This window comes from Micromonospora sp. CNZ303 (assembly GCF_004345505.1).
The window spans coordinates 258,793-279,324 of record NZ_SLVT01000003.1; the positions used below are offsets into that span (position 1 = coordinate 258,793).

Below are 20,532 nucleotides of genomic sequence, written 5' to 3' on the forward strand. Positions count from 1 at the left end.
CCGGCCAGACACGCGACGGCCGCCGGCCAGACACGCGACGGGCCCGCCGGCACGCCGGCGGGCCCGGTCTTCGCCCGGGGGAGCGGGGGGTCAGTTGTTGACGAGCGCGTTGATGATCAGCAGGCTGACCACGATGGCGGCCACGTTGGCGGCGGCGGCGTACCAGCCGAGCGGCTTGTCACCGAGCACGGCGCCGACGATGCCCAGGACCAGCCCGATCACGCCGAAGATGAGCGGGTTGAGCAGGAGCGCGAGGACCGCGAACACGAAGCCCACGATGGTGCAGATGCGGGCGGCGTTGGTGCGCGGGCGGGCGGTCGAGTGCATGTTGGTCATGTCTGCCTCCGTGGGTGAGAGCCTTTCCGGTGCCAGGCACAGCTCTACCCACTGTGGTCGTCCGGCACGCCTCGCCCCTGTGGACGCCGGTCAGTGGAAGACCTTCAGGCCGACGACGCCGGCGACCACCAGCAGCAGGCAGGCTATCCGGGGCAGGCTGGCCGGCTCGTTCAGCGCGAGCATCCCGACCAGGGCGGTGCCGACCGCCCCGATGCCGACCCAGACGACGTAGCCGGTGCCGACCGGGATCTCGCGCAGCGCGTACGCCAGGCCGGCCATGCTGAGCACCAGGGTCACCACGAAGACCAGCGACGGGACGAGCCGGGTGAAGCCGGCGCTGCGGTCGAGGGCGATCGCCCACGCGGTCTCGAGAAGTCCGGAGACCACCAGCACGATCCAGGCCATGGAAGATCACCTCTGCGTAGGCGCCCGGACCAGCGGGCCGGGAGGAGTGGGTTCGGTACACACACGCGGGGCGTCTTGGCCTGACCGGGTACGCCCACCACTCGTCCGGGGCGACCTGGGGCCGCCACGACCGACGGTAGCACCGGCCGGGCGGCTTCCGGGGTGAGCCGGGCCACCACGGGTTGACGTGAACCTCGCTTCAACTTGCAGTATCGGGGTATGCCGCTGCTCTTCTCCGATCCCGAGGTCGCCGCCGCGCTGGACGCCCCCACCACGGTCGCCGCGATGCGGGACGCCCTGCTCGCCGCGTACGCCGGCCGCCTGGTGGCCCCGCCCCGGGCCGCCGCGCCGCTGGGCGGGGGACGGATGGTGCTCACCGCCGGCCACCTCACCGGCGACTGGTACGGCTACCGCTCGTACGACACGTTCGGGCACCCGGGGAACGAGCAGGTGGTCGTGCTGCACGACGGACGCACCGGGGCGGTCCGGGCGCTGGCGGTCGGGGCGGAGCTGGGCTCCCGGCGTACCGGCGGGCTCGGCGGGGTCGCCGTGGACGCCCTGGCCCGGCCGGACGCCGCCACCCTGGGCGTGATCGGCTCCGGCGGGCAGGCATGGACCCAGGTCTGGGCCGCCGCCGCTGTCCGCCCGCTGTGCGAGGTCACCGTGCACAGCCGCTCCGTCGCCCGGCGGGAGTCGTTCGCCGCCCGGGTCCGCGCCGAGTTGGGCGTGCCGGCGCGGGCGGTGGACTCGGCGCGGGCCGCCGTCCGGGACCGGGACGTCGTGGTGCTCGCCACCACCGCCGTCGGCCCCGTGCTCGACGCCGCCGACCTGGCCCCCGGCACGCACGTCAACGCGGTCGGCTTCAAACAGGTCGACCGGCACGAGTTCGGCACCGACCTGCTGGACGCCGCCGACCTGCTGGTCACCGACTCGCCGGCGCAGGCGGCCGCGTACGACCCGCCGATGCTGGCGGCGCTGCCCGCGTACGCCGGGCGGTTGCGCGACCTGGGCGCGGTGCTGGCCGGTGCCGCCCCCGGCCGGACCGGCGCGGACCAGGTCTCGGTCTTCTGCTCGACCGGCCTGGCCGGCACGGAGGTCTTCCTGCTCGACCGGCTGGTCGGGGTGGGCGCGGCGACGGTCTGAGCGGGTCGCGGCCGCCGGGAGCGTGCGGGCGGCCCGCCGTTGGCGGCCGCCGGCCACCCGCCCGGTACCCTCGGATGGTGTCTGCCACCTCCCCTTCCCCCGCCGACGGCCGCCGTGTCGCCCTGCTGACCCTGGGCTGTGCCCGCAACGAGGTCGACTCGGAGGAGTTGGCCGCCCGGCTGCACGCCGACGGCTGGCAGGTCACCACCGACGGCGAGGGCGCCGACGTGGTGGTCGTCAACACGTGCGGCTTCGTGGAGAAGGCGAAGCAGGACTCCATCCAGACCCTGCTGGCCGCCGCCGACACCGGCGCCAAGGTGGTCGCCGCCGGCTGCATGGCCGAGCGGTACGGCCGCGAGCTGGCCGACAGCCTCCCCGAGGCGCAGGCGGTGCTGAGCTTCGACGACTACCCGGACATCGCCGCCCGGCTGGACGCGGTGGTGGCCGGCGAGCGGATCGGCGCGCACACCCCGCGTGACCGGCGCGAGCTGCTGCCCCTCACCCCCGTCTCCCGGCGGGACAGCGGGGTGTCGCTGCCCGGCCACGGCACCCCGGTCCGGGGCGTCACCGAGACCGACGAGCACACCCCGGCCCACCTGCGCCAGGTGCTGCGCCACCGGCTCGACACCGGCCCGGTCGCCTCGCTCAAGCTGGCCAGCGGCTGCGACCGGCGCTGCGCGTTCTGCGCCATCCCCGCCTTCCGCGGCGCCTTCGTCTCCCGTACGCCGGACGAGCTGCTCGCCGAGGCGGAGTGGCTGGCCAAGACCGGCGTCCGCGAGCTGGTGCTGGTCAGCGAGAACTCCACCTCCTACGGCAAGGACCTGGGCGACCCCCGGGCGCTGGAGAAGCTGCTGCCCCAGCTCGCCGCGATCGACGGCATCGTCCGGGTGCGGGCGAGCTACCTCCAGCCCGCCGAGACCCGGCCCGGCCTGGTCGAGGCGATCGCTACCACGCCCGGCGTGGCGCCCTACTTCGACCTGTCGTTCCAGCACTCCAGCGAGCCGGTGCTGCGCCGGATGCGCCGTTTCGGCTCCACCGAGCGGTTCCTGGAGCTGCTGGCGAGCGCCCGCGCGCTGGCCCCGGGCGCGGGCGCGCGGAGCAACTTCATCGTCGGCTTCCCCGGCGAGACCCGCGGCGACTACCAGGAGCTGGTCCGGTTCCTGACCGAGGCCCGGCTCGACGCGATCGGCGTGTTCGACTACAGCGACGAGGACGGCACCGAGGCCGCCGGGCTGCCCGGCAAGGTCTCCGCCGCCACGGTCAAGCGTCGCTACGACAAGCTCAGCGCGCTCGCCGACGAACTCTGCTCGCAGCGCGCCGAGGAACGCCTGGGCTCCACGGTCGAGGTGCTGGTCGACTCGGTCGACGACGGCGTGGTCGAGGGGCGGGCGGCCCACCAGGCCCCCGAGGTCGACGGCTCGACCACCCTCGTCGCCCCGGCCGACGGCGGGGTGGACCTGGCCGCGCTGCGCCCCGGCGACCTGGTGCGGGCGACGGTGACCAGCACCGAGGGAGTGGACCTGGTGGCGGTCCCGGATGAGATGATCTCGGCGGCGCCCGGCGCAACACGGTGACGGCGGGCCCGGACGGAGCGGGGGAGCCACGTGGTGGGGTGCCAGGTACGCCACGGCCGCCGGAGCGGGGCGCGGCGGTGACCGGGGCGACGGAATCGACGCCCGCGCCGGTGGTGGCCGGCGTACCGGTGATGAACGCGGCCAACGCGCTCACCGCGCTGCGGCTGGTCCTGGTGCCGGTCTTCGCGGCGTCCGTGGTCGCCTCCGCCATGGACCACGCCGGCTGGCGGATGGTCGCCTGCCTGATCTTCGCCGTCGCCTCGGCGACCGACCTCGTGGACGGCTGGATCGCCCGCCGGTTCGCCCTGGTCACCTCGGTGGGCAAGGTCGCCGACCCGATCGCCGACAAGGCGCTCACCGGTGCGGCGCTGCTGCTGCTCTCCTGGTACGACCAGCTGCCCTGGTGGGTGACCGCCGTGATCCTCGTCCGCGAGCTGGGCATCACCGCGCTGCGCTTCTGGGTGATCCGCCACGGCGTGATCGCGGCCAGCCGGGGCGGCAAGATCAAGACTGCGCTCCAGATCCTGGCCATCACGTGGTACTTGTGGCCCATGCCGGCCGTGCTCGCCGCCGTCGGCCCGTGGATCATGGCCGCCGCGGTCGGCGTCACGGTGGTCACCGGCTTCGACTACGTCGCGCAGGCCCTCCGGCTGCGCCGCCCCGCCGCCTGACCCGGTACCCGTACCGGCCGCCCCTCTCCCGCCCGGCCCCGCACCTCTCCCGCCCGGCCCCGCGCCCGTCGGGAAGGATGAGTAGGGCCAGCGGGGCGGGGAAAGGATCTGGGACATGGACAGTGACGCTGACGGAACGCGGCCGGCCGGAAGCCCGGCGGCCGGCGTGGTGCACAGCCTCTCGGAACGGCACGAGACCCTGGCCACCGTCGAGTCGCTCACGGGCGGCCTGCTGGCCGCCTCGATCGTGGAGATCGCCGGGGTGAGCGGGATCTACCGGGGCGGCCTGGTGGTCTACGCCACCGAGCTCAAGTCGCTGCTCGCCGACGTACCCGAGGATCTGCTGGCCGACCGGGGACCGGTCGACCCGGACGTGGCGGTGGCCCTCGCCGAGGGCGGACGGCGCCGCTGCGGGGCCGACTGGGGCCTGGCCACCACCGGGGTGGCCGGTCCCGAACCGCAGGACGGCAAGCCGGTCGGGCTGGTCTACGTCGCCGTGGCCGGGCCGTCCGGCACCGACGTCCGGCAGCTTGACCTGGACGGCGGTCGCGACCACGTCCGCTCGGCCGCGGTCGTCGAGGCGTTGCGGCTGCTCGCCGCGCGGATCCACCAGACCGACGCCGCCGGGGCGGCGGCGTCCGACGGCCGGTCGGCCGGGGCCGACGGCGGGCGGACCGACGCGGCCGGCGCGGGTCGCCGCTGACGGCCTTCCAGGATCCGAGGGGCGGGGTGGGATGTCGTGGGGGCCCGCAACGGGTACGGTTGCGGGAAGGCTCCGACGACCGGTCCGGCTCGACGTGCCGGACGGGCCGCCTGGAAGAGTGGTGTCCCTCAGGGGGAGGTGCGAATGGTCCTGCTACGCCGCGTGATCGGTGACGCACTGCGGGCGCGCCGGCAGGGGCAGCACCGCACCCTGCGCGAGGTCTCCTCCGCCGCCAACGTCAGCCTCGGCTACCTCTCCGAGATCGAACGCGGCCAGAAGGAGCCCTCCAGCGAGCTGCTGGCCGCGATCTGCGACGCCCTCGGTGCGCGCCTGTCCGAGCTGCTGCGTGAGGTCAGCGACACCGTCGCCCTCGCCGAGCAGATGCCCGGCGTGCTGGTGCCGGTGCAGGACGAGCCGGCCGCGCCCGTCGCCGTCCGCAGGAACGCGGGCCGGGGCGTGCACCAGGTCAGCTCGGACGGCACGGTCGCCGTCCAGGTTCGCCAGGACTCCCCGCTCAAGGCCACCCTGCGCAGCTCCCGGGTCCGGGGCAGCGAGCGCGACGTGGTCTGCGCCGCCTGATCCACCCCCTCTTCCTCGCCACGTGGTCGGCCTCGACGCCGCCGCGTACCCTTGATCGCGGACGGCGTCGGCGCTCGCTTCGCTCGCCGGTACGGATGCCCCGGTGGCGTCCGGCTGGGACGATGGATCCACTGCCGCGCCGGAGCCGGCCGGGAGCACCTGGCGCGGTCCAGGCGGAGCGACGCTACTGAGGGGACAACGCAAAGATGGCGAACCCGTTCGTCAAGGGGTGGAAGTACCTGATGGCGCTCTTCGGCGCCAGGATCGACGAGCACGCCGATCCGAAGGTGCAGATCCAGCAGGCCATCGAGGAGGCCCAGCGCCAGCACCAGGCGCTGGTCCAGCAGGCCGCAGCCGTGATCGGCAACCAGCGGCAGCTGGAGATGAAGCTGTCCCGTCAGATGTCCGAGGTCGAGCGGTTGCAGGCCAACGCCCGCCAGGCACTGGTCCTCGCCGACCAGGCCCGCGCCCGGGGCGACGAGACCGAGGCCGGTCGCTACGAGCAGTCCGCGCAGACCCTGGCCACCCAGCTGGTCTCGGCCGAGCAGGCCACGGAGGACCTCAAGACCCTGCACGACCAGGCGCTCGGCGCCGCCGCCCAGGCCCGCCGGGCGGTCGAGAACAACTCGATGATCCTCCAGCAGAAGCTCGCCGAGCGCACCAAGCTGCTCAGCCAGCTGGAGCAGGCCAAGATGCAGGAGAGCGTGGCCCGCTCGCTGGAGTCGATGTCGTCGCTGACCGCCCCCGCCAACACGCCCTCGCTCGACGAGGTGCGTGACCGCATCGAGCAGCGCTACGCCACGGCCATGGGCCGCGCCGAGCTGGCCGGCAACTCCGTCGAGGGCCGCATGCTGGAGATCCAGAAGTCGACCCTGGACTCCGCCGGCTCGTCGCGCCTGGAGCAGATCCGGTCGAGCATGGCCGGCGAGCAGCTCGGCGCCAAGCAGGAACGACCGGGTGTGGAGCAGGCCCAGCCCGCCGCGCCGGCCGCCGACCCGGCGGCCGCCGCCCGGCTGGACGAGATCCGGGCCAGCATGGGCCGCGAGCGCGGCACCGGGGACACCACCGCCGCCGGCTGAGCGGCCGGGGCGAGGAGGCAGAAGTGGCAGACGAGCGCACGCGGTACTTCCGGCGCCTGAGCCGGCTGCGGGGGTCCGCGCGCCGGTGGAGCGTCACGGCCGGCGGCCTGGGCGGTGCCGCCGCCGTGCTGACCCCGTACGCCGGGCTGGGGCTGCCCGACGCGGCCTGGGCGGCCGGGGCGGGCGGCGCGCTGGTGCTCGCCGCCTGGCGCTGGATCGACCTGCGGGCACTGGCCGCCCAGCCGGCGCCGCCGGCGCTCGACCCGGCCGAGGCCGCCGCCCGGTCCCGCGCCAGGCTGGTCGCCGCCGTGGAGCGGCTCCCCGTCGGCCCCGGCGTGCTGGCCGAGGTCCGCCGGGTGCGCTCCCGGGTGGCGCTGCGCGGCACCAGCGCCGCCGAGCCGTGGGCCCGGCTGGACCGGGCCGCCCTGGCCCTCGCCGGGATGACCGGCCGGCTCACGGGGCTCGCCTCGCCGGCCGTGCTGGAGGCCGCCGAGGCCGACCGGTCGCTGCGGGACCTCGCCGACCGGGTGGCCAGCGTCGAGCGCACGCTGCGGCTCGCCCCGGCCGAGTCCCGGCCGGCGCTCGCCGAGGCGCACCGGGCCCTGAGCGCGCAGCTGGAGCAGGGCGTCACCGCGTACGAGCGGCTCGTCGTGGCCGCCGCCGGCTATGTCGCCGGGGAAGCCCACCCCGACGCCGCGCACCCGGCCGCCTCCCGGCTCACCGAGGCGACCGACCTGCTGCACGGCGTCGCCACGGCCCTGACCGAACTCCGCGGCGTCGGCGCCCCCCTCCGCACCCCCTGACCCTCCCCGCCCCGCCTCGGCCCCGCTCCTCCTCGCGCGGTCCGAGTGCCCCGCCCCTCCGGCGGGGTTGATCATGCAGTTGTGGTGCTGGATAGATACCTGTTTGAGCGTTTTGCATCCCGCCACAACTGCATGATCGGCCCAGGCCCAGGGGCGGGGGCGGGGACGCGGGGCGGGGAGCGGGGGAAGGGAGGGGTCAGGGGGGTGTGGTTACCGGGACCGGGCCGGTGAACGGGGAACTGCCGACGACGTTGAACGACCGGATCCGGTAGTGGTAGGTGACGCCGCGCGCCAGCCCGGTGTTGGTGAAGCCCCGGCCCGTGACGGTGAAGGTCGCCACCTCCCGGCCGAACGCCGGATCCAGCGCCCGCTGCACGATGAACCCCGCGCCAGGTGCGGCCGGCGTGCTCGCCGCCCAGGCGAGGATCACCGTCGCCGTGTCCGGCCCGGGTGCCGTCGCGGTGGCGGTCACCCCCGTGGGCGGGCCCGGGGCCGGCGGGGTGGTCGCCCGGGCCACCGTCGACCAGGCCGACGCGGCGCCGAGATAGGTGGTCCGCACCCGGTAGTAGTACGTGGTGTCGGGGGCGACGGCGATGTCGAGATGGTTGTCGCCGACGCCGATCGCGGTGGTGCCCGGCCCGCTGCTGAACGTCGGGTTGGTGGCCCGCTGCACGTCGATCCCGGTGGCGAAGGAGCGGTTGGCCCAGCGCAGCGCGATCCGCAGCGGCGCGGCCGGCGGGATCGCCGCGGTCAGCCCGGCCGGCGCGGCGAGGTGCACCGAGGCCGGCACGCTGTTGGACCACGTGGAGCAGCTCACCGCGTTCTCCGCCCGGATCCGGTAGTGGTAGGTCACCCCGGGGGTGACGCTGGCGTCGGTGTAGCGGGTCGCCGTGGCCGCCACGGTGATCGCCGTGAGGCCCTCCGTGAAGGCGGCGTCCGTGGCCCGTTGGAGCAGGTGGCTGGTGGCCGGTGGCCGGCTCCCGTTGCCCGTCCAGGTCAGCGCGATCGCGGGCAGCGCGGTGGCTGAGCCGGGGGCAGGGGTCGCGGTCAGCCCGGTCGGTGCCCGGGGCGACACCCGCAGCACCAGCGGCCGGATCATGCCCTGGTCCCGGTGGCCGGCGAGCTGGCTGTGCCAGTGGTACTCCCAACCGAGGTTGACGAGCTGGTTCACCACGACCGCGGGTCGGCCGTCGACCGGGCTGACCGGGGTCGAGCCGGTCCGGGCGCCCGCCGGCCGTAGCGGGTCGAGCAGCCGTACGCTGTCGCCGATCTTGAACGGCAGGGGCGGCGCGACCGGCCGGAGCGCGACGATCACGTCCTCGCGTGGGTCGACCCGGACGACCTGCTTCCAGCCCCGCTCCGCCGGGTGCGGCGGCCGGGTGGCGCCGTCCCAGCCGACCCGGCCGACCAGCTGCACGTCGCAGCCGGTGAACCGCACCGGCTGGGTCTGCCGGCTGTTGCCGCGGATCCGCCAGAGCTGGGTGCCGTCGCCGGGCCCGCCCACGGCGACGGCCGGGTCGCTGACGTGCAGCACCTCCGTGGCCGGGTCGGTCGGTCCGAGCGGCAGGACGGTGGGGGAGAGCGGCCCGGCGTGCGGGTGCCCGACGCCGAGCCGGCCGACGAGCCGGCCGTGGTCCGGTTCGAAGACCTGCTGCACCGCCTTGACCTCCAGCGGCAGGAGCACCGGGGCGGCGGCGCCGGCCGGGACGAAGCTGACCGTCGCGGCGTGCACCGGGACCACCGTGTCGCGCGCGGTCCGGGTGCCGAACGCCACGTCGTACGCCGGCTGCGGCACGATCGGCGGGCGCTGGCTGGCCGCGTACGCCTCGGGCAGGCGCTCGCGCAGCCGCGCCAGGTCGTACGGCGGCGCCGGCGTGCCGGCGACCCGGAACTGGAGCAGGGTGCGGGTGTTCGGCCCGTACCCGGGGCGCGTCGGCGGCGCGCCGCCCTCGGCGCTGCGGTCCGGGGCACCGGTGAAGTGGTCGGCGCGCGGGTCGAAGCCGGGCAGCGGGGCCGGGCAGTCGTTGTAGAGGATCAGCGTGCCGCCGGGCGCGACGGTGGAGAAGTCGACGAGCACGTCGGCCGCCTCCCCCGGGGCGAGCAGCAGCGCGTGCGCGTCGACGTTGAGCACGGTCGGGTCGCGCCGGTCGTACCGGTAGCTCACCGGCCGGTTCGGCACCACCACCGGCGCGGGCAGCAGGCCGCACTCGTTGCCGATCTGGACGAGCTCCGGGCCGGCGGCGCGCGGGTCCGGCACCCCGCCGTCGCGCCCGTCCGTCGGCCAGCCGGCGGGCCGCTCCGGCGCGCGTACCGCCTCCACCATCGGCACCTCGCCGGCGTCGGCGTCGGCCAGAGCGCCGTCCGGGTCCCACATCGGCCCGTCGGAGCGGGCCCGGTAGAGCTGGAGGTTCAGGCCGCGGTCCAGGCAGGCGTTGAGGATCCGGAACCGGTACGTCCTCGGCTCGACCTCCAGGTACGGGTAGGCGACCCCGTTGACCAGCACGGTGTCGCCGAACGCGTCCGGCACCGCCGAGGGGTGCGGGACGCCGGGCGCGAGCGGCGGCTCGTCGGGTGCGGCGACGGGGTCGTGGTGCGGGTTCGGCACGGGTTCCGCCCGGTGCCGCGTACCGCCGTGCTCCCGCTGCCCGACGTCGTCGCCCGTACGCGACCACGGGCCGTAGTCCCACCGGCCGGTCGGGTTCGTCCCGTCGGCCCGGTGCGGGTTCTGCCGGGGCTGGTAGACGTGCGGGTGCCAGAGGCTGCCCCGGGAGCCCCAGCGGTCCCGGTCCCACGTCGGGTCCTCCCCGGCGAGCTGGGCGTCCTCCGGCACGAACGTCTTGTCCTCGATCACCAGGGGCAGCTGGTCGGCGGGGAGCACCTCGTCGGCGACGAGCCGCTCCTCGGCGGGATCGGTGAGCAGGTAGAGGGCGACCTGCCCGGAGTAGACGGTGAGCCGGGCCAGGCCGACGGTGTTGTCGTGGAACCAGCACAGCCGCCCGCTCTGCTCGTTTGGGTAGTAGAGCGTGGTGGCGCCCGCGCCGGGCGGCGGCATGTCGGGCACGTGGGTCAGACCGGGGCCCGTCGGGTAGGGGGTGATCTCGCCGGCCGGGGTCACCCACTGCCAGGGGTTGCCGGCGCTGGTCCAGCCGGTGTGCGCGCCCGCCAGCCGCAGTACCGCCCGGTTCTGCGGGTAGGGCGCCGGGCCGTCGAGCGGGCCGGCCCCGGCGCCGTCGACGGTCGGGTCGACCGGCAGGAAGAGCTCGCCGGAGCGGCCGGTGGGGAGCTGGTTGATGAACTTGACCCGGACCGCCCGCCCGCGCCGGGCCAGGACGAGCGGGCCGAGGTGCCAGGGGCGCCCCGCCGGCACGACCGTGTTGTGCCCGTGGGCGTCCGTGCCGAGGTTGAGCTGCCGGTAGCCGCGCAGCCGGGTCGCCGGCAGGTCCCGGTGCAGCCGCTGCGCGTACTGCTCCAGGCCGATCTCGTAGTAGTCGCAGCCCGGATAGCTGACGGTGTCCGGCACCGCCACCGGCAGGTGGGCGCCGAGCTCGGTGGGGCCGAGCGTGCCGGGGCGGGGCAGGGCGTCGACGAACTTGCGGATGCCGGTGCCGGGCAGCACGCAGCCGTCGGCGTCGACGATCGGCAACGGGCTGCGGGCCTGGTTCGGCAGCGGGCCGAAGTAGCGCGGCACGGCGGCCGGGTCGAGGCTTGCCGGCGCGGCGACCGGCTCGGCCGCGCGCCGGGCCGCTGGCACGGGACCCGCCCCGGTCCCGTCGGCGTCGTGCTCGGCGCGGGCGCTCGCCCGCTCCGCCCACGGGATCCGGAGTTTGCGGAACAGCTCCATGGCTCTCCCCGGTGTCCGGGCGCGGCGGGCACCACGTCGGCGTGGCGGACCGGTCGCGCGTCGCTGACGATGCGTGAGGAGTCAACCGCAGCATGCGACCTCGACGGCGGTGTTAGGAAGTACCCAATCGTCCGTATCTGTGGCAAGGACGCGACTCGCCGCCCTGTCGGCGGAGTGTCCCGCCCGACACGCCGACCGGGTGGCTGCGGGTGGCTACCAAGCCATACGTGAGGCGGGACACGCGCGTGTCGCGCCGGCCCGGCCGGGTCAGCCGGCGGGACGCTCCGGCTGGCAGACCGGGCACCAGTAGGTGACCCGTTCGCCCAGTTCCTCCTTGCGGATCGCGGTGCCGCACCGCCGGCAGGGCTGGGCGCGCCGGCCGTAGACGTAGCTGGTCTGCCCCCGGCGCAGCGATCCGGTGGTGCTCTGCGTCCAGCGGCCCCGGTTCGCCGCGAGCAGCTTCTGCGCGAGGGCGACGGTGCCGGCGAGGTCCGGCACCGCGCGCACCGGGGTCCACGGCGAGACGCCGCGCAGGAAGAGCACCTCGCACTTGTAGAGGTTGCCGACGCCGGCCAGGTTGCGCTGGTCCAGCAGCGCCTCGGAGATGGTGACGTCCGGGTCGGCGGCCAGCCGGCGCACCGCCTCCGCCGGGTCCCAGTCCGTGCCGAGCAGGTCGGGGCCGAGGTGCCCGACGAGCGACTCCTCCTCGGCGGTCGGCACCAGCGCCAACTCGTGCAGGTGGTAGCCGACGGCGACCGCCCGCGCGCTGCGCAGCACGACCCGGATCAGGTGCGCCGGCCGGGCCGCCCAGCGTTCCCCGGGCGCGTACGCCCGCCAGGCGCCGTCCATCCGCAGGTGCGAGTGCAGCGTCCAGCGCGCCCCGCCGTCGTCTCCCGGTGCCGCGTCCCCAGCCGCACCGCCGGCCTGCGCCGGGGCCGTGCCGCCCTGCGCCGAGGCGGTGCCGGCCTGCGGTGCGAGCGGGGCGTCGGGCGGTGGCGTGGCGTGCGGTGGGGCGGTGAGCCGCAGCAGCAGGTGCTTGCCCCGGCTGGCCGACTCCCGCACCGTCCAGCCGGCGAGGTCGGTCGCGGCGAGCTGCGGCACCCGGAAGTCGCTGCCGGTCAGGCGGGCGCCGGCCAGGGCACGGTGCAGTACGCGGGCGGTGTTCCAGACCGTGTCGCCTTCGGGCACCCGTCCATCCTTCCTCGTCCGAGCCGAATTCGCATGTGTCGCTATTTGTATGGAGGTTCCTGTCGATCTACGGACAAGGGCACGATCAGGGAGTTCTGAGGAGAATGCCCATGATTCTGCCCCAACGTCGCGCCCGTACCGCCGCCCTGACCGTCATCCTCGCCCTCGCCCTCGTCCCCGCCCCGAGCCCCGCGTTCGCCGCCGCCGGCGGCGGCGAACGGTGGAGCACCGACCTCTCCCGCGTCGACGCCGACGACGTCAACGTCCGGCACACCCGCGCCGGGCTCCGGCTGGCCGATCCCGGCCCCGCATGGTCCCGCGCGCCCCGCAGTGCGGTCGCCGAGGGGATCTTCCTCGCGTCGCCGCGCACCCTGGCCCGGCCGGCCACCCGGATCCGCGCCGCCGTCGATGCCCGCACCGCCGCCGGCGGCACCGCCGAGGCCCAGGTGCGGGGCTGGCGGGCGGCGGGCTGGACCGAGTGGCGCGAGGCCACCGGCGGGGCGGTCTTCGACCGGCCGGTCACCCGCGTGCAGACCCGGGTGGTGCTCACCGCGAGCCGGCCGGGCGCGACCGCGGAGGTGCGCGCCGTGCGACTCACCGCCGACACCGTCGCCGCCGTCGCCGCCTCGCCCGGCCTCACCTACCGGGTGTACGCGACGCGGATCGGGCTGGTCGGCGAGGTGACCGCCAACGGGCACACGATCGTGGCCGGGGACCACTTCGTCGCGCTGCCGTCCCGGCGCGCCCTGGCCCCGGCGAACACCGGCGACTACACCGTGCGGGTCTGCACCACCACGGGCAGCCGCTGCGAGTACGCCCCGGTCTGGGACGTCGGCCCGTGGAACACCCGGGACGACTACTGGAACCTCAGCGCCGTCCGGGAGAACTGGAAGGACCTCCCGCAGGGCCGGCCGCAGGCACAGGCGGCCTACCAGTACGGCTACAACGGCGGGCGGGACCAGTTCGGGCGGGTCGTGTTGAACCCGGCCGGCGTCGACCTCGCCGACGGCACCTTCTGGGACGGGTTGCAGCTCACCACCAACGCCTGGGTGGACGTGGCGTACCTGTGGACCGGCAGCGGCCCGCGTGGCGTGGTCGGCGACGGTCCACTCAACATCCGCGCCGGCGCCGGCACGGGGTACGCGGTACGCGGCCTGGCCGCCCGGTACGCCAACGTGCCGATCGAGTGCTACGTGACCGGGCAGACCGTCGTCGGCCCGTACCGGACCACCAACCGGTGGAACCGCCTCACCGGCGGCCAGTACGTCAGCCACGCGTACGTCTCGGCGGTCTACGGCGGCACCGTGCCGCTCTGCTGACCACCACCCGCGTACGCCCGCCGGGCCGGCCGGCTCCGGTCCGGCCCGGCGCCCGGGTCGCCCGCCCGACACCTCGCCCGGCCGGCCCGTTGCTCAGCCGGTCGTGATGCGCAGCAGGTCGCCCGGCGCCACCGCCAGCAGGTCCACCGCCCGGCCGCCGTTGACCGCCACGGCGACCAGGCCGGCGGAGTCGGCGTGCACCAGCAGCCCGCCCGGTCCGGCGTCGCCGAAGGTACGCCCGTGCACGGCCTCCCGGGCGGGCCCGGCACCCGCACCCGGTCGCACCCGGACCCGGACCGGCAGCGGCGCCAGCAGGTCGGCCGGCGCGGCCAACTGGACGTTGCCGAAGTGGTCGACGGTCAGCACCTCGGCCGTGAACCCGTCCGCCTCCCGCCGGAGCACCGGCGCCGGCAGTCGGACCAGGGACTCCGGGTCGACCGCCGGGCCGACCCCGGACAGCGGTGCGCCGAGCGCCAGCCGCGCGGCGACCGGCGCGAAGACGTCCCGGCCGTGGAACGTGCGGGACACCTCGGGCGCGAGCCACTGCGGGTCGGTCAGCTCGACGGCCGCGGTCACCCCGCCGAGCGCCTCGGCGGCCTCCACCAGCAGGCCGTTGTCCGGCCCCACCAGCAGCCCGCGGGGTGTGGCCAGCGCGACGCCCCGCCGGGCGGTGCCCACGCCCGGGTCGACGACGGCCACGTGCACCCCCTGCGGCAGGTGCGGCACGGCCTGCGCGAGCACCGTCGCGCCCCGGCGTACGTCGGCCGGCGGGACGAGGTGGGTCACGTCGACGACCCGGGCCTCCGGCGCCAGCCGCGCGATCACCCCGTGGCAGGCGGCGACGAATCCGTCGGCGAGGCCGTAGTCGGTGGTCAGCGAGATCCACGGGGCGCGGGCCGCGTCGGCGGGCGGGCCGGCGACGACCTGCCGACCGTGGAACGGGCGGCCGGCGGGGACCGGTCCCTCGGCGGTGAGGGGCGGTTCCGGGGCCGGTCCGTCGGCGGTGAGGGGCAGTTCCAGGACCAGTTCGTCGTGCAGGGGGATGCCGTCCTCGCCGACCACCGGGATGCTCGGCTTGAGCCGGCGGGCCCGGTCCACCGCGCCCCGGTCCACGCGTACCAGCCGCAGCCCGCGCCGCTGGTAGAAGCGCAGTGCCCGCAGGTTGTCGTTCGTGGTGACGAGCCAGAGCCGGGCCCGGCCGCCGGCCCGGGCCACCTCGCCGGCCGCCGCCAGCAGCGCCGTGCCGACGCCGCCGCCGGGCGTCGCGGCCACCACGCTGACCACCTCCAGCCCGTCGGCGTCGTCGTGGTGGGCGAGCGCCCCGACGACCGCCCCGACCCCGTCGGTCGCCACCAGCGTGGGCAGCGTACGCAGGTCGTACCGGGTGTCGTGGGCGACGACGTACGGCCCGCCCCACTCGCGTTCGTGCAGCACGTCCACGGCCGCCCGGTCCCCGGCCCGCGCCGGCCGGACGGTCAGCCCGTCCGCCCCGTCCGCCCCGTCCACCACGGTCATCGTCGGCTCCCCTCGTCGACCGGTCGGGATCGTACCGACGCCGCCAGACCGCCCCGGTCGACCGGGGCGGTCTGGCGGAAATGGGACAGCCGCACTGACCGACCGGCCACTGCCGGGACGGGATCCGGTTGGGCAGACTGCCAGGGGTGACCAACCGGAGCCTGCCCGCCGTCGCGGTGCTCGTGATCGCCGCCGCCCTCACCGCCGCCTGCGGCGACGACGCGGAGGACCGGCGCGCCGCGCCGCCAGCCGCCACGGCGTCGACCCCGGCCGACGTGCCGTCCCCGGGCCCGACCGGCGCGGCGGAAGCCACGGCGACGCCCGCCCCGCCGAGCGCCCGGCCGACGGGGGCGGGCCCGGCGGCTCCGAGCGCCGGCGGGTCCACTCAGCGCCGCCCCGCCAGCCCGCCGCCGGTCAAGCTGCCGGTCCGCCCGACCGGGACGCCCGGCGCGCGGCAGGTCGTCGACGCGTTCAAGGCCGCCGGGCTGAAGGTGCCTAACCCCCGGGACCGGTCGGTCGAGTGCGGCCCGGACGGGCTCGGCCTGGGCTGCTCCGAGCTGGTCGCGACCGACGCCGTCACCGTGTACGTCTTCCCCGACGAGACCAGCGCCAGCGACATCGCCGAGACGTGGGGCGGCCAGTCGTTCCGGCGGGGCACGGTGGTGCTCAACTACCTGGAGGCGAAGACCCCCACGGCCGATCGCGCCAGGTACGAGAAGGTCCTCACCAACCTGCGCTGACGGTGCGGGTCAGCCGCGCAGGCGCAGGCCGCGCGGGGTGGCCCGGAAGCCGGCGGCGGTGAGGGCGTCGCGCAGCGGCGAGGAGCGCACGGCCTCGCCGTCGGCCCGCTCCACCGACATCGCGCCCAACGCGCCGGAGTGGACCGCGTCGGCGAGCGCCTTCCCGGCCGCCGCCAGCAGGTCGGTGTCGTCGGTGAAGGAGAGGATCGTCCGCCCGCCGCGCTCGACGTAGAGCACCAGGTCGCCGGCGACCAGCACCACCACGGCGCCGGCCTTGCGCCCCGCCCGGTGCCCGGTCGCCGGGGCCGTCCCGTCGCCCGAGTCGACCACCCGCTCCGGCCAGGACAGCGCCGCACCGTAGGGGTTGGCCGGATCCGTCGCGGCGAGCACCAGGGTGGGCCCGCCGCGCCCCCGCCCGCCGTCGGCGGGCTCGGCCAGCGCCCGGATCCGGTCCACCGCCCCCGGCACCGCGAACTGCGCCGCGCCCAGCCCTTCGACGAAGTAGCCCCGCCGGGCCGCGCCGCGCTCCTCCAGCGCCGAGAGCACCGGATAGACCGCGGCGAAGCCGCCGGTCACCTGCTCGGCCATAACCGCGCCCCGGGTCACCACGCCGTGCCGTTCGAGCAGCACGTCGGCCAGGGCCGCGGCGCGCCGGGTCGGGTCGGTGTCGCGTTCCGGCAGCCGCGACCAGCGGCCGGCGACGGTCGGCGGGCCGCCGCGCGTCGGCAGGGCCACCCGCCCGGGGCGTCGGTAACGGGTGCGGGGCGCGGTGGCACGGGACCGGTGCGCCCCGCCGCCGCCGAGTGCCGCGCGCAGCGGCGTCAGGGTGTCGTTGGTGAGGTGACCGGCCCACACCAGGTCCCAGACGACGGCGCTCAGCGCGGCGTCGTCGGTCGAGCCGACCCGGTCGGACAGCGACCGGAAGAACAGCGCCTGCCCGTCGCCGAGCGCGTCCAGCACCGCGTCGTGCAGCGGGGTGCGGGTGAGCGCCTCGTCGGGCGGGGCGAGCAGCAGCGGCGCGACGTCCGCGTAGGCGAGGGTGACCCAGCCGTCCCCGCCGGAGATGGCCCCGGAGCCGGCCCAGAGCACCTCGCCGCTGGCGCAGAGCTCGTCGAGCTGGGCGGGGGAGTAGTCGGCGACCCGGCCGGGCAGCACCAGCCGTTCCAGCGCCGACGCCGGCACGGCCGCGCCCTGCAACTGCTCCACGGCGGCGGCCAGCGCCTCCACCCCCCGCGCGGACGAGCCGACCTGCTGCCACCGGGGCAGGAACGCGGCCAGCGCGCGGGGCGGCACCGGCTCGATCTCCCGGCGCAGCGCGGCCAGGGACCGGCGGCGCAGCAGCCGCAGCACCTCCGCGTCGCACCACTGGCTGCCGGCCGTGTCGGGGGTGAACTCGCCGGCCACCACCCGACCGGTGGCGGCGAGCCGGCGCAGCGTCTGCTCGACCACGAAGACGCCGAGCCCGAAGCGGGCCGCGCAGGTGGCGGCGGCGAAGGGCCCGTGCGTACGCGCGTAGCGGGCGACCAGGTCGCCGAGCGGATCGGCCACCGGGGCGAGGTAGGCCTCGGCTACCCCGACCGGCAGGGCCACGCCGAGGGCGTCGCGCAGCCGCGCCGCGTCCTCGACGCCGACCCACCGCTCCTCGCCGGCCACGCGTACGCGCAGCACCCGGCGGGCCGCCGCCAGCTCGGTCAGCCACGCGGGGGAGGCACCCCGCTCGGCCAGCTCCGCCTCCGACAGGTCGCCGACCACGCGGAGCAGCTCGACCACGTCCTCCGCGTCGCGTGGGCGGCGCTGCCCGGTCAGCCAGCGCAGCTGCCGCCCGGTCTCGGCCAGCACCGCAGGATCCAGCAGCTCCCGCAGGTCGACCCGGCCGAGCAGCTCGCCGAGCAGGGTCGAGTCCAGCGCCAGCGCGGCGGCCCGGCGCTCGGCCAGCGGCGCGTCGCCCTCGTAGAGGAAGGCACCGACGTAGCCGAAGAGCAGCGACCGGGCGAACGGCGACGGCTGCGCGGTCTCCACCTCGACCAGGCGCACCTTGCGGGCGGCCAGGTCGCGCATCAGCTCGGCCAGCGCGGGCTGGTCGAAGACGTCCTGGAGGCACTCCCGGGCGGCCTCCAGGGTGACCGGGAAGTCGGCGTACTCGCGGGCGACGTCGAGCAGCTGGGCGGCGCGCTGCCGCTGCTGCCACAGCGGCTGGCGGCGGCGCGGGTCGCGGCGGGGCAGCAGCAGCGACCGGGCCGCGCACTCGCGGAACCGGGACGCGAAGAGCGCGGACGTGCCGACCGACTCCTCGACGAGCTGGGCGATCTCCTCCGGCTCGAAGACCACCACGTCGGCACCGGGCGGCTCGTCCGCCGTGTCCGGCAGGCGGACCACGATGCCGTCGTCGGACGGCATCACCTGGGCGTCCACGCCGTAGCGCTCGGCGAGCCGGCGGCCGATGGCCAGCGCCCACGGCCCGTTGACCCGGGCGCCGAGCACGCTGTGCACGGCCAGCCGCCAGTCGCCCAGCTCGTCGCGGAACCGCTCGACCACGACGGTGCGGTCGTCGGGCAGGGACCGGGTGGCGGCGCGCTGCTCGCGCAGGTAGGCCATCAGGTTGCCCGCGGCCCAGTCGTCGAGGCCGCCGGCCCGCAGCGCGGCGACCGCCGTCTCGTCGCTCTGCCGCAGCAGGGCGCGCACCCGGGCGCCGATGGCCCGGCCCAGCTCGACGGGGCGGCCGAGCTGGTCGCCCTTCCAGAACGGCATCTTCGCCGCCTGCCCGGGGGCCGGGGAGACCAGCACCCGGTCGGGGGTGATCTCCTCGATCCGCCAGGACGACGAGCCGAGCAGGAAGACGTCGCCGACGCGGGACTCGTAGACCATCTCCTCGTCCAGCTCGCCGACCCGGGCGGCCCGCTCGGCCCCCGCCAGGAAGACGCCGAAGAGGCCCCGGTCGGGGATCGTGCCGCCGCTGGTCACTGCGAGCCGCTGCGCGCCGGGTCGGCCGGTGAGCGTGTCGGTGGCACGGTCCCAGACCAGCCGGGGCCGCAGCTCGGCGAACGCGGTGGACGGGTAGCGGCCGGAGAGCATGTCGAGCACGGCGTGCAGCGCCGAGTCGGGCAGCTCGGCGAAGGGCGCCGCCCGGCGTACGAGCACGGCCAGGTCACCGACGCGCCACGGCTCCAGCGCCACCATGGCGACGATCTGCTGGGCCAGCACGTCGAGCGGGTTGCGCGGGTGGTGCAGCTCCTCGATCGCGCCCTCGGCCATCCGTTCGGCCACCACCGTGCACGACAGCAGGTCGCCCCGGTGCTTGGGGAAGACCACCCCCCGGGAGACCGCGCCGACCTGGTGCCCGGCCCGGCCCACCCGTTGCAGGCCGGCGGCCACGCTGGGCGGCGCCTCGATCTGCACCACCAGGTCGACGGCGCCCATGTCGATGCCCAGCTCCAGGCTGGAGGTCGCCACCACGGCGGGCAGCTGGCCGGACTTGAGCGCCTCCTCGATGTGCTTGCGCTCCTCCCGGGAGACGCTGCCGTGGTGGGCGCGGGCGATCACCGCCGGCGCGCCGGCCGCCGCGCCGGCCTGCGCCATCAGCTCGGCCGGCGTGCGGCCGACGCGCACCGGCCCTTCGGGGCCGCCCCACTCCTGTGCGCCGCGCGGCGACGGCGCGGGCCCGCCGGCCTGTTCCTCGCCGGCCAGCTCGTTGAGCCGGGCGCAGAGGCGCTCGGCGGAACGCCGGGAATTGGTGAAGACGATGGTCGAGCGGTGCGCCCTGACCAGGGAGAAGACGCGTTCCTCGACCGCCGGCCAGATGGACGCCCGGCGCGCGCCTAGGCCGCCGAGGTCGTCCTCCGGCGCCTCCTGCTCGTCGAGGCGGGTCATGTCCTCCACCGGCACCTGGACGCTGACCTCGATCGTCTTGGCGGTGGGCGGCGCGACGACGTCGACGGGGCGGGCGCCGCCGAGGAAACGGGCGCACGCGTCGACGGGCCGGACGGTGGCGGAGAGGCCGATCCGCTGTGCCGGGGCCGGCAGCAGCTCGTCGAGGCGCTCCAGGGAGAGCGCCAGGTGGGCGCCGCGTTTGGTGCCGGCGACCGCGTGCACCTCGTCGAGGATCACCGTCTCGACGCCGCGCAGGGAGTCGCGGGCGGCGGAGGTGAGCAGCAGGAACAGCGACTCGGGTGTGGTGATGAGGATGTCCGGCGGGGTGCGGGCGAAGGCCCGCCGCTCGTCGGCGGGGGTGTCGCCGGTGCGCATCCCCACGGTGATCTCCGGCGGGGCGACGCCGAGCCGGGTGGCGGCCTGGCGGATGCCCGTGAGGGGGGTGCGCAGGTTGCGTTCGACGTCGACCGCGAGCGCCTTGAGCGGGCTGACGTAGAGCACCCGGCACCGCTGCCGGGGGTCGGCCGGGGCGGGCTCGCGGGCGAGCCGGTCGAGCGACCAGAGGAACGCGGCCAGCGTCTTGCCCGAGCCGGTGGGAGCCACCACCAGCGCGCTGCGCCCGGCGGAGACGGAGCCCCAGGCGCCGGTCTGGGCGGCGGTGGGCGCGGCGAAGGCGGCACCGAACCACTCCCGGGTGGCCGCGCCGAAACCCGCCATCGCATCCGTCATGCCCTCCATCCTGCCCCGGCGGTGTGACATCGAGGCTCTG

15 protein-coding genes, 1 pseudogene and 1 riboswitch are annotated in these 20,532 nt (G+C 76.3%); of the genes and pseudogenes, 9 read left to right on the top strand and 7 right to left on the bottom strand.

Annotated features, from left to right (window positions below):
• Window positions 1–90 precede the first annotated feature (90 nt).
• The gene (locus tag EV374_RS07305; RefSeq protein WP_132232866.1) at window positions 91–336 is read right to left on the bottom strand and encodes a hypothetical protein; all 246 of its coding nucleotides are present in this window, start codon (window positions 334–336) and stop codon (window positions 91–93) included.
• A 90-nt stretch (window positions 337–426) separates the two neighbouring features.
• Window positions 427–741, bottom strand: coding sequence for a DMT family transporter (locus EV374_RS07310; RefSeq protein ID WP_132232868.1), 315 nt, complete (start codon window positions 739–741; stop codon window positions 427–429).
• A 64-nt stretch (window positions 742–805) separates the two neighbouring features.
• Window positions 806–871, bottom strand: a riboswitch (guanidine-III (ykkC-III) riboswitch).
• An 89-nt stretch (window positions 872–960) separates the two neighbouring features.
• Here EV374_RS07310 and EV374_RS07315 point away from each other — a divergent pair.
• From EV374_RS07315 to pspM, 7 genes are all read left to right on the top strand, one after another.
• Complete coding sequence (locus EV374_RS07315) at window positions 961–1,884, top strand: ornithine cyclodeaminase family protein (RefSeq protein WP_132232870.1); 924 nt, start codon at window positions 961–963, stop codon at window positions 1,882–1,884.
• Between the two features lie 74 nt (window positions 1,885–1,958).
• Window positions 1,959–3,458, top strand: a complete 1,500-nt coding sequence (rimO, locus tag EV374_RS07320; RefSeq protein ID WP_132232872.1) for a 30S ribosomal protein S12 methylthiotransferase RimO — start codon at window positions 1,959–1,961, stop codon at window positions 3,456–3,458.
• 77 nt (window positions 3,459–3,535) lie between these two features.
• A complete protein-coding gene (gene pgsA / locus EV374_RS07325) occupies window positions 3,536–4,129 on the top strand; it encodes a CDP-diacylglycerol--glycerol-3-phosphate 3-phosphatidyltransferase (protein ID WP_207913946.1) in 594 nt (197 codons plus the stop codon).
• Between the two features lie 115 nt (window positions 4,130–4,244).
• On the top strand, window positions 4,245–4,832 hold the full coding sequence (locus EV374_RS07330; RefSeq protein ID WP_132232874.1) for a CinA family protein: 588 nt from the start codon (window positions 4,245–4,247) through the stop codon (window positions 4,830–4,832).
• A gap of 144 nt (window positions 4,833–4,976) precedes the next feature.
• Complete coding sequence (locus EV374_RS07335) at window positions 4,977–5,411, top strand: helix-turn-helix domain-containing protein (protein WP_132232876.1); 435 nt, start codon at window positions 4,977–4,979, stop codon at window positions 5,409–5,411.
• A 206-nt stretch (window positions 5,412–5,617) separates the two neighbouring features.
• On the top strand, window positions 5,618–6,490 hold the full coding sequence (locus tag EV374_RS07340; RefSeq protein WP_132232878.1) for a PspA/IM30 family protein: 873 nt from the start codon (window positions 5,618–5,620) through the stop codon (window positions 6,488–6,490).
• A gap of 23 nt (window positions 6,491–6,513) precedes the next feature.
• Window positions 6,514–7,293: a phage shock envelope stress response protein PspM gene (gene pspM / locus EV374_RS07345; protein WP_132232880.1), complete on the top strand. Its 780-nt coding sequence runs from the start codon at window positions 6,514–6,516 to the stop codon at window positions 7,291–7,293.
• Window positions 7,294–7,489: 196 nt separating this feature from the next.
• Here pspM and EV374_RS07350 read toward each other — a convergent pair whose 3' ends face one another.
• Complete coding sequence (locus tag EV374_RS07350) at window positions 7,490–11,134, bottom strand: hypothetical protein (RefSeq protein WP_132232882.1); 3,645 nt, start codon at window positions 11,132–11,134, stop codon at window positions 7,490–7,492.
• A gap of 267 nt (window positions 11,135–11,401) precedes the next feature.
• Window positions 11,402–12,322, bottom strand: coding sequence for a zinc finger domain-containing protein (locus EV374_RS07355; RefSeq protein ID WP_132232884.1), 921 nt, complete (start codon window positions 12,320–12,322; stop codon window positions 11,402–11,404).
• Between the two features lie 110 nt (window positions 12,323–12,432).
• Between EV374_RS07355 and EV374_RS07360 the strand changes: the two genes are divergently transcribed.
• A complete protein-coding gene (locus EV374_RS07360) occupies window positions 12,433–13,641 on the top strand; it encodes a hypothetical protein (RefSeq protein WP_132232886.1) in 1,209 nt (402 codons plus the stop codon).
• Window positions 13,642–13,734: 93 nt separating this feature from the next.
• Here EV374_RS07360 and EV374_RS33275 read toward each other — a convergent pair whose 3' ends face one another.
• On the bottom strand, window positions 13,735–14,523 hold the full coding sequence (locus EV374_RS33275) for an SAM-dependent chlorinase/fluorinase (protein WP_165947726.1): 789 nt from the start codon (window positions 14,521–14,523) through the stop codon (window positions 13,735–13,737).
• Between the two features lie 258 nt (window positions 14,524–14,781).
• A pseudogene (locus tag EV374_RS33280) lies at window positions 14,782–15,156 on the bottom strand (GNAT family N-acetyltransferase); the annotation flags it as partial.
• Window positions 15,157–15,302: 146 nt separating this feature from the next.
• On the opposite strand from EV374_RS33280, the gene EV374_RS07370 reads away from it, so the two are divergent.
• Complete coding sequence (locus EV374_RS07370) at window positions 15,303–15,896, top strand: hypothetical protein (protein WP_132232890.1); 594 nt, start codon at window positions 15,303–15,305, stop codon at window positions 15,894–15,896.
• Window positions 15,897–15,905: 9 nt separating this feature from the next.
• On the opposite strand, the gene EV374_RS07375 is transcribed toward EV374_RS07370, so the two are convergent.
• Complete coding sequence (locus EV374_RS07375; RefSeq protein WP_132232892.1) at window positions 15,906–20,492, bottom strand: ATP-dependent helicase; 4,587 nt, start codon at window positions 20,490–20,492, stop codon at window positions 15,906–15,908.
• Window positions 20,493–20,532: the final 40 nt, after the last annotated feature.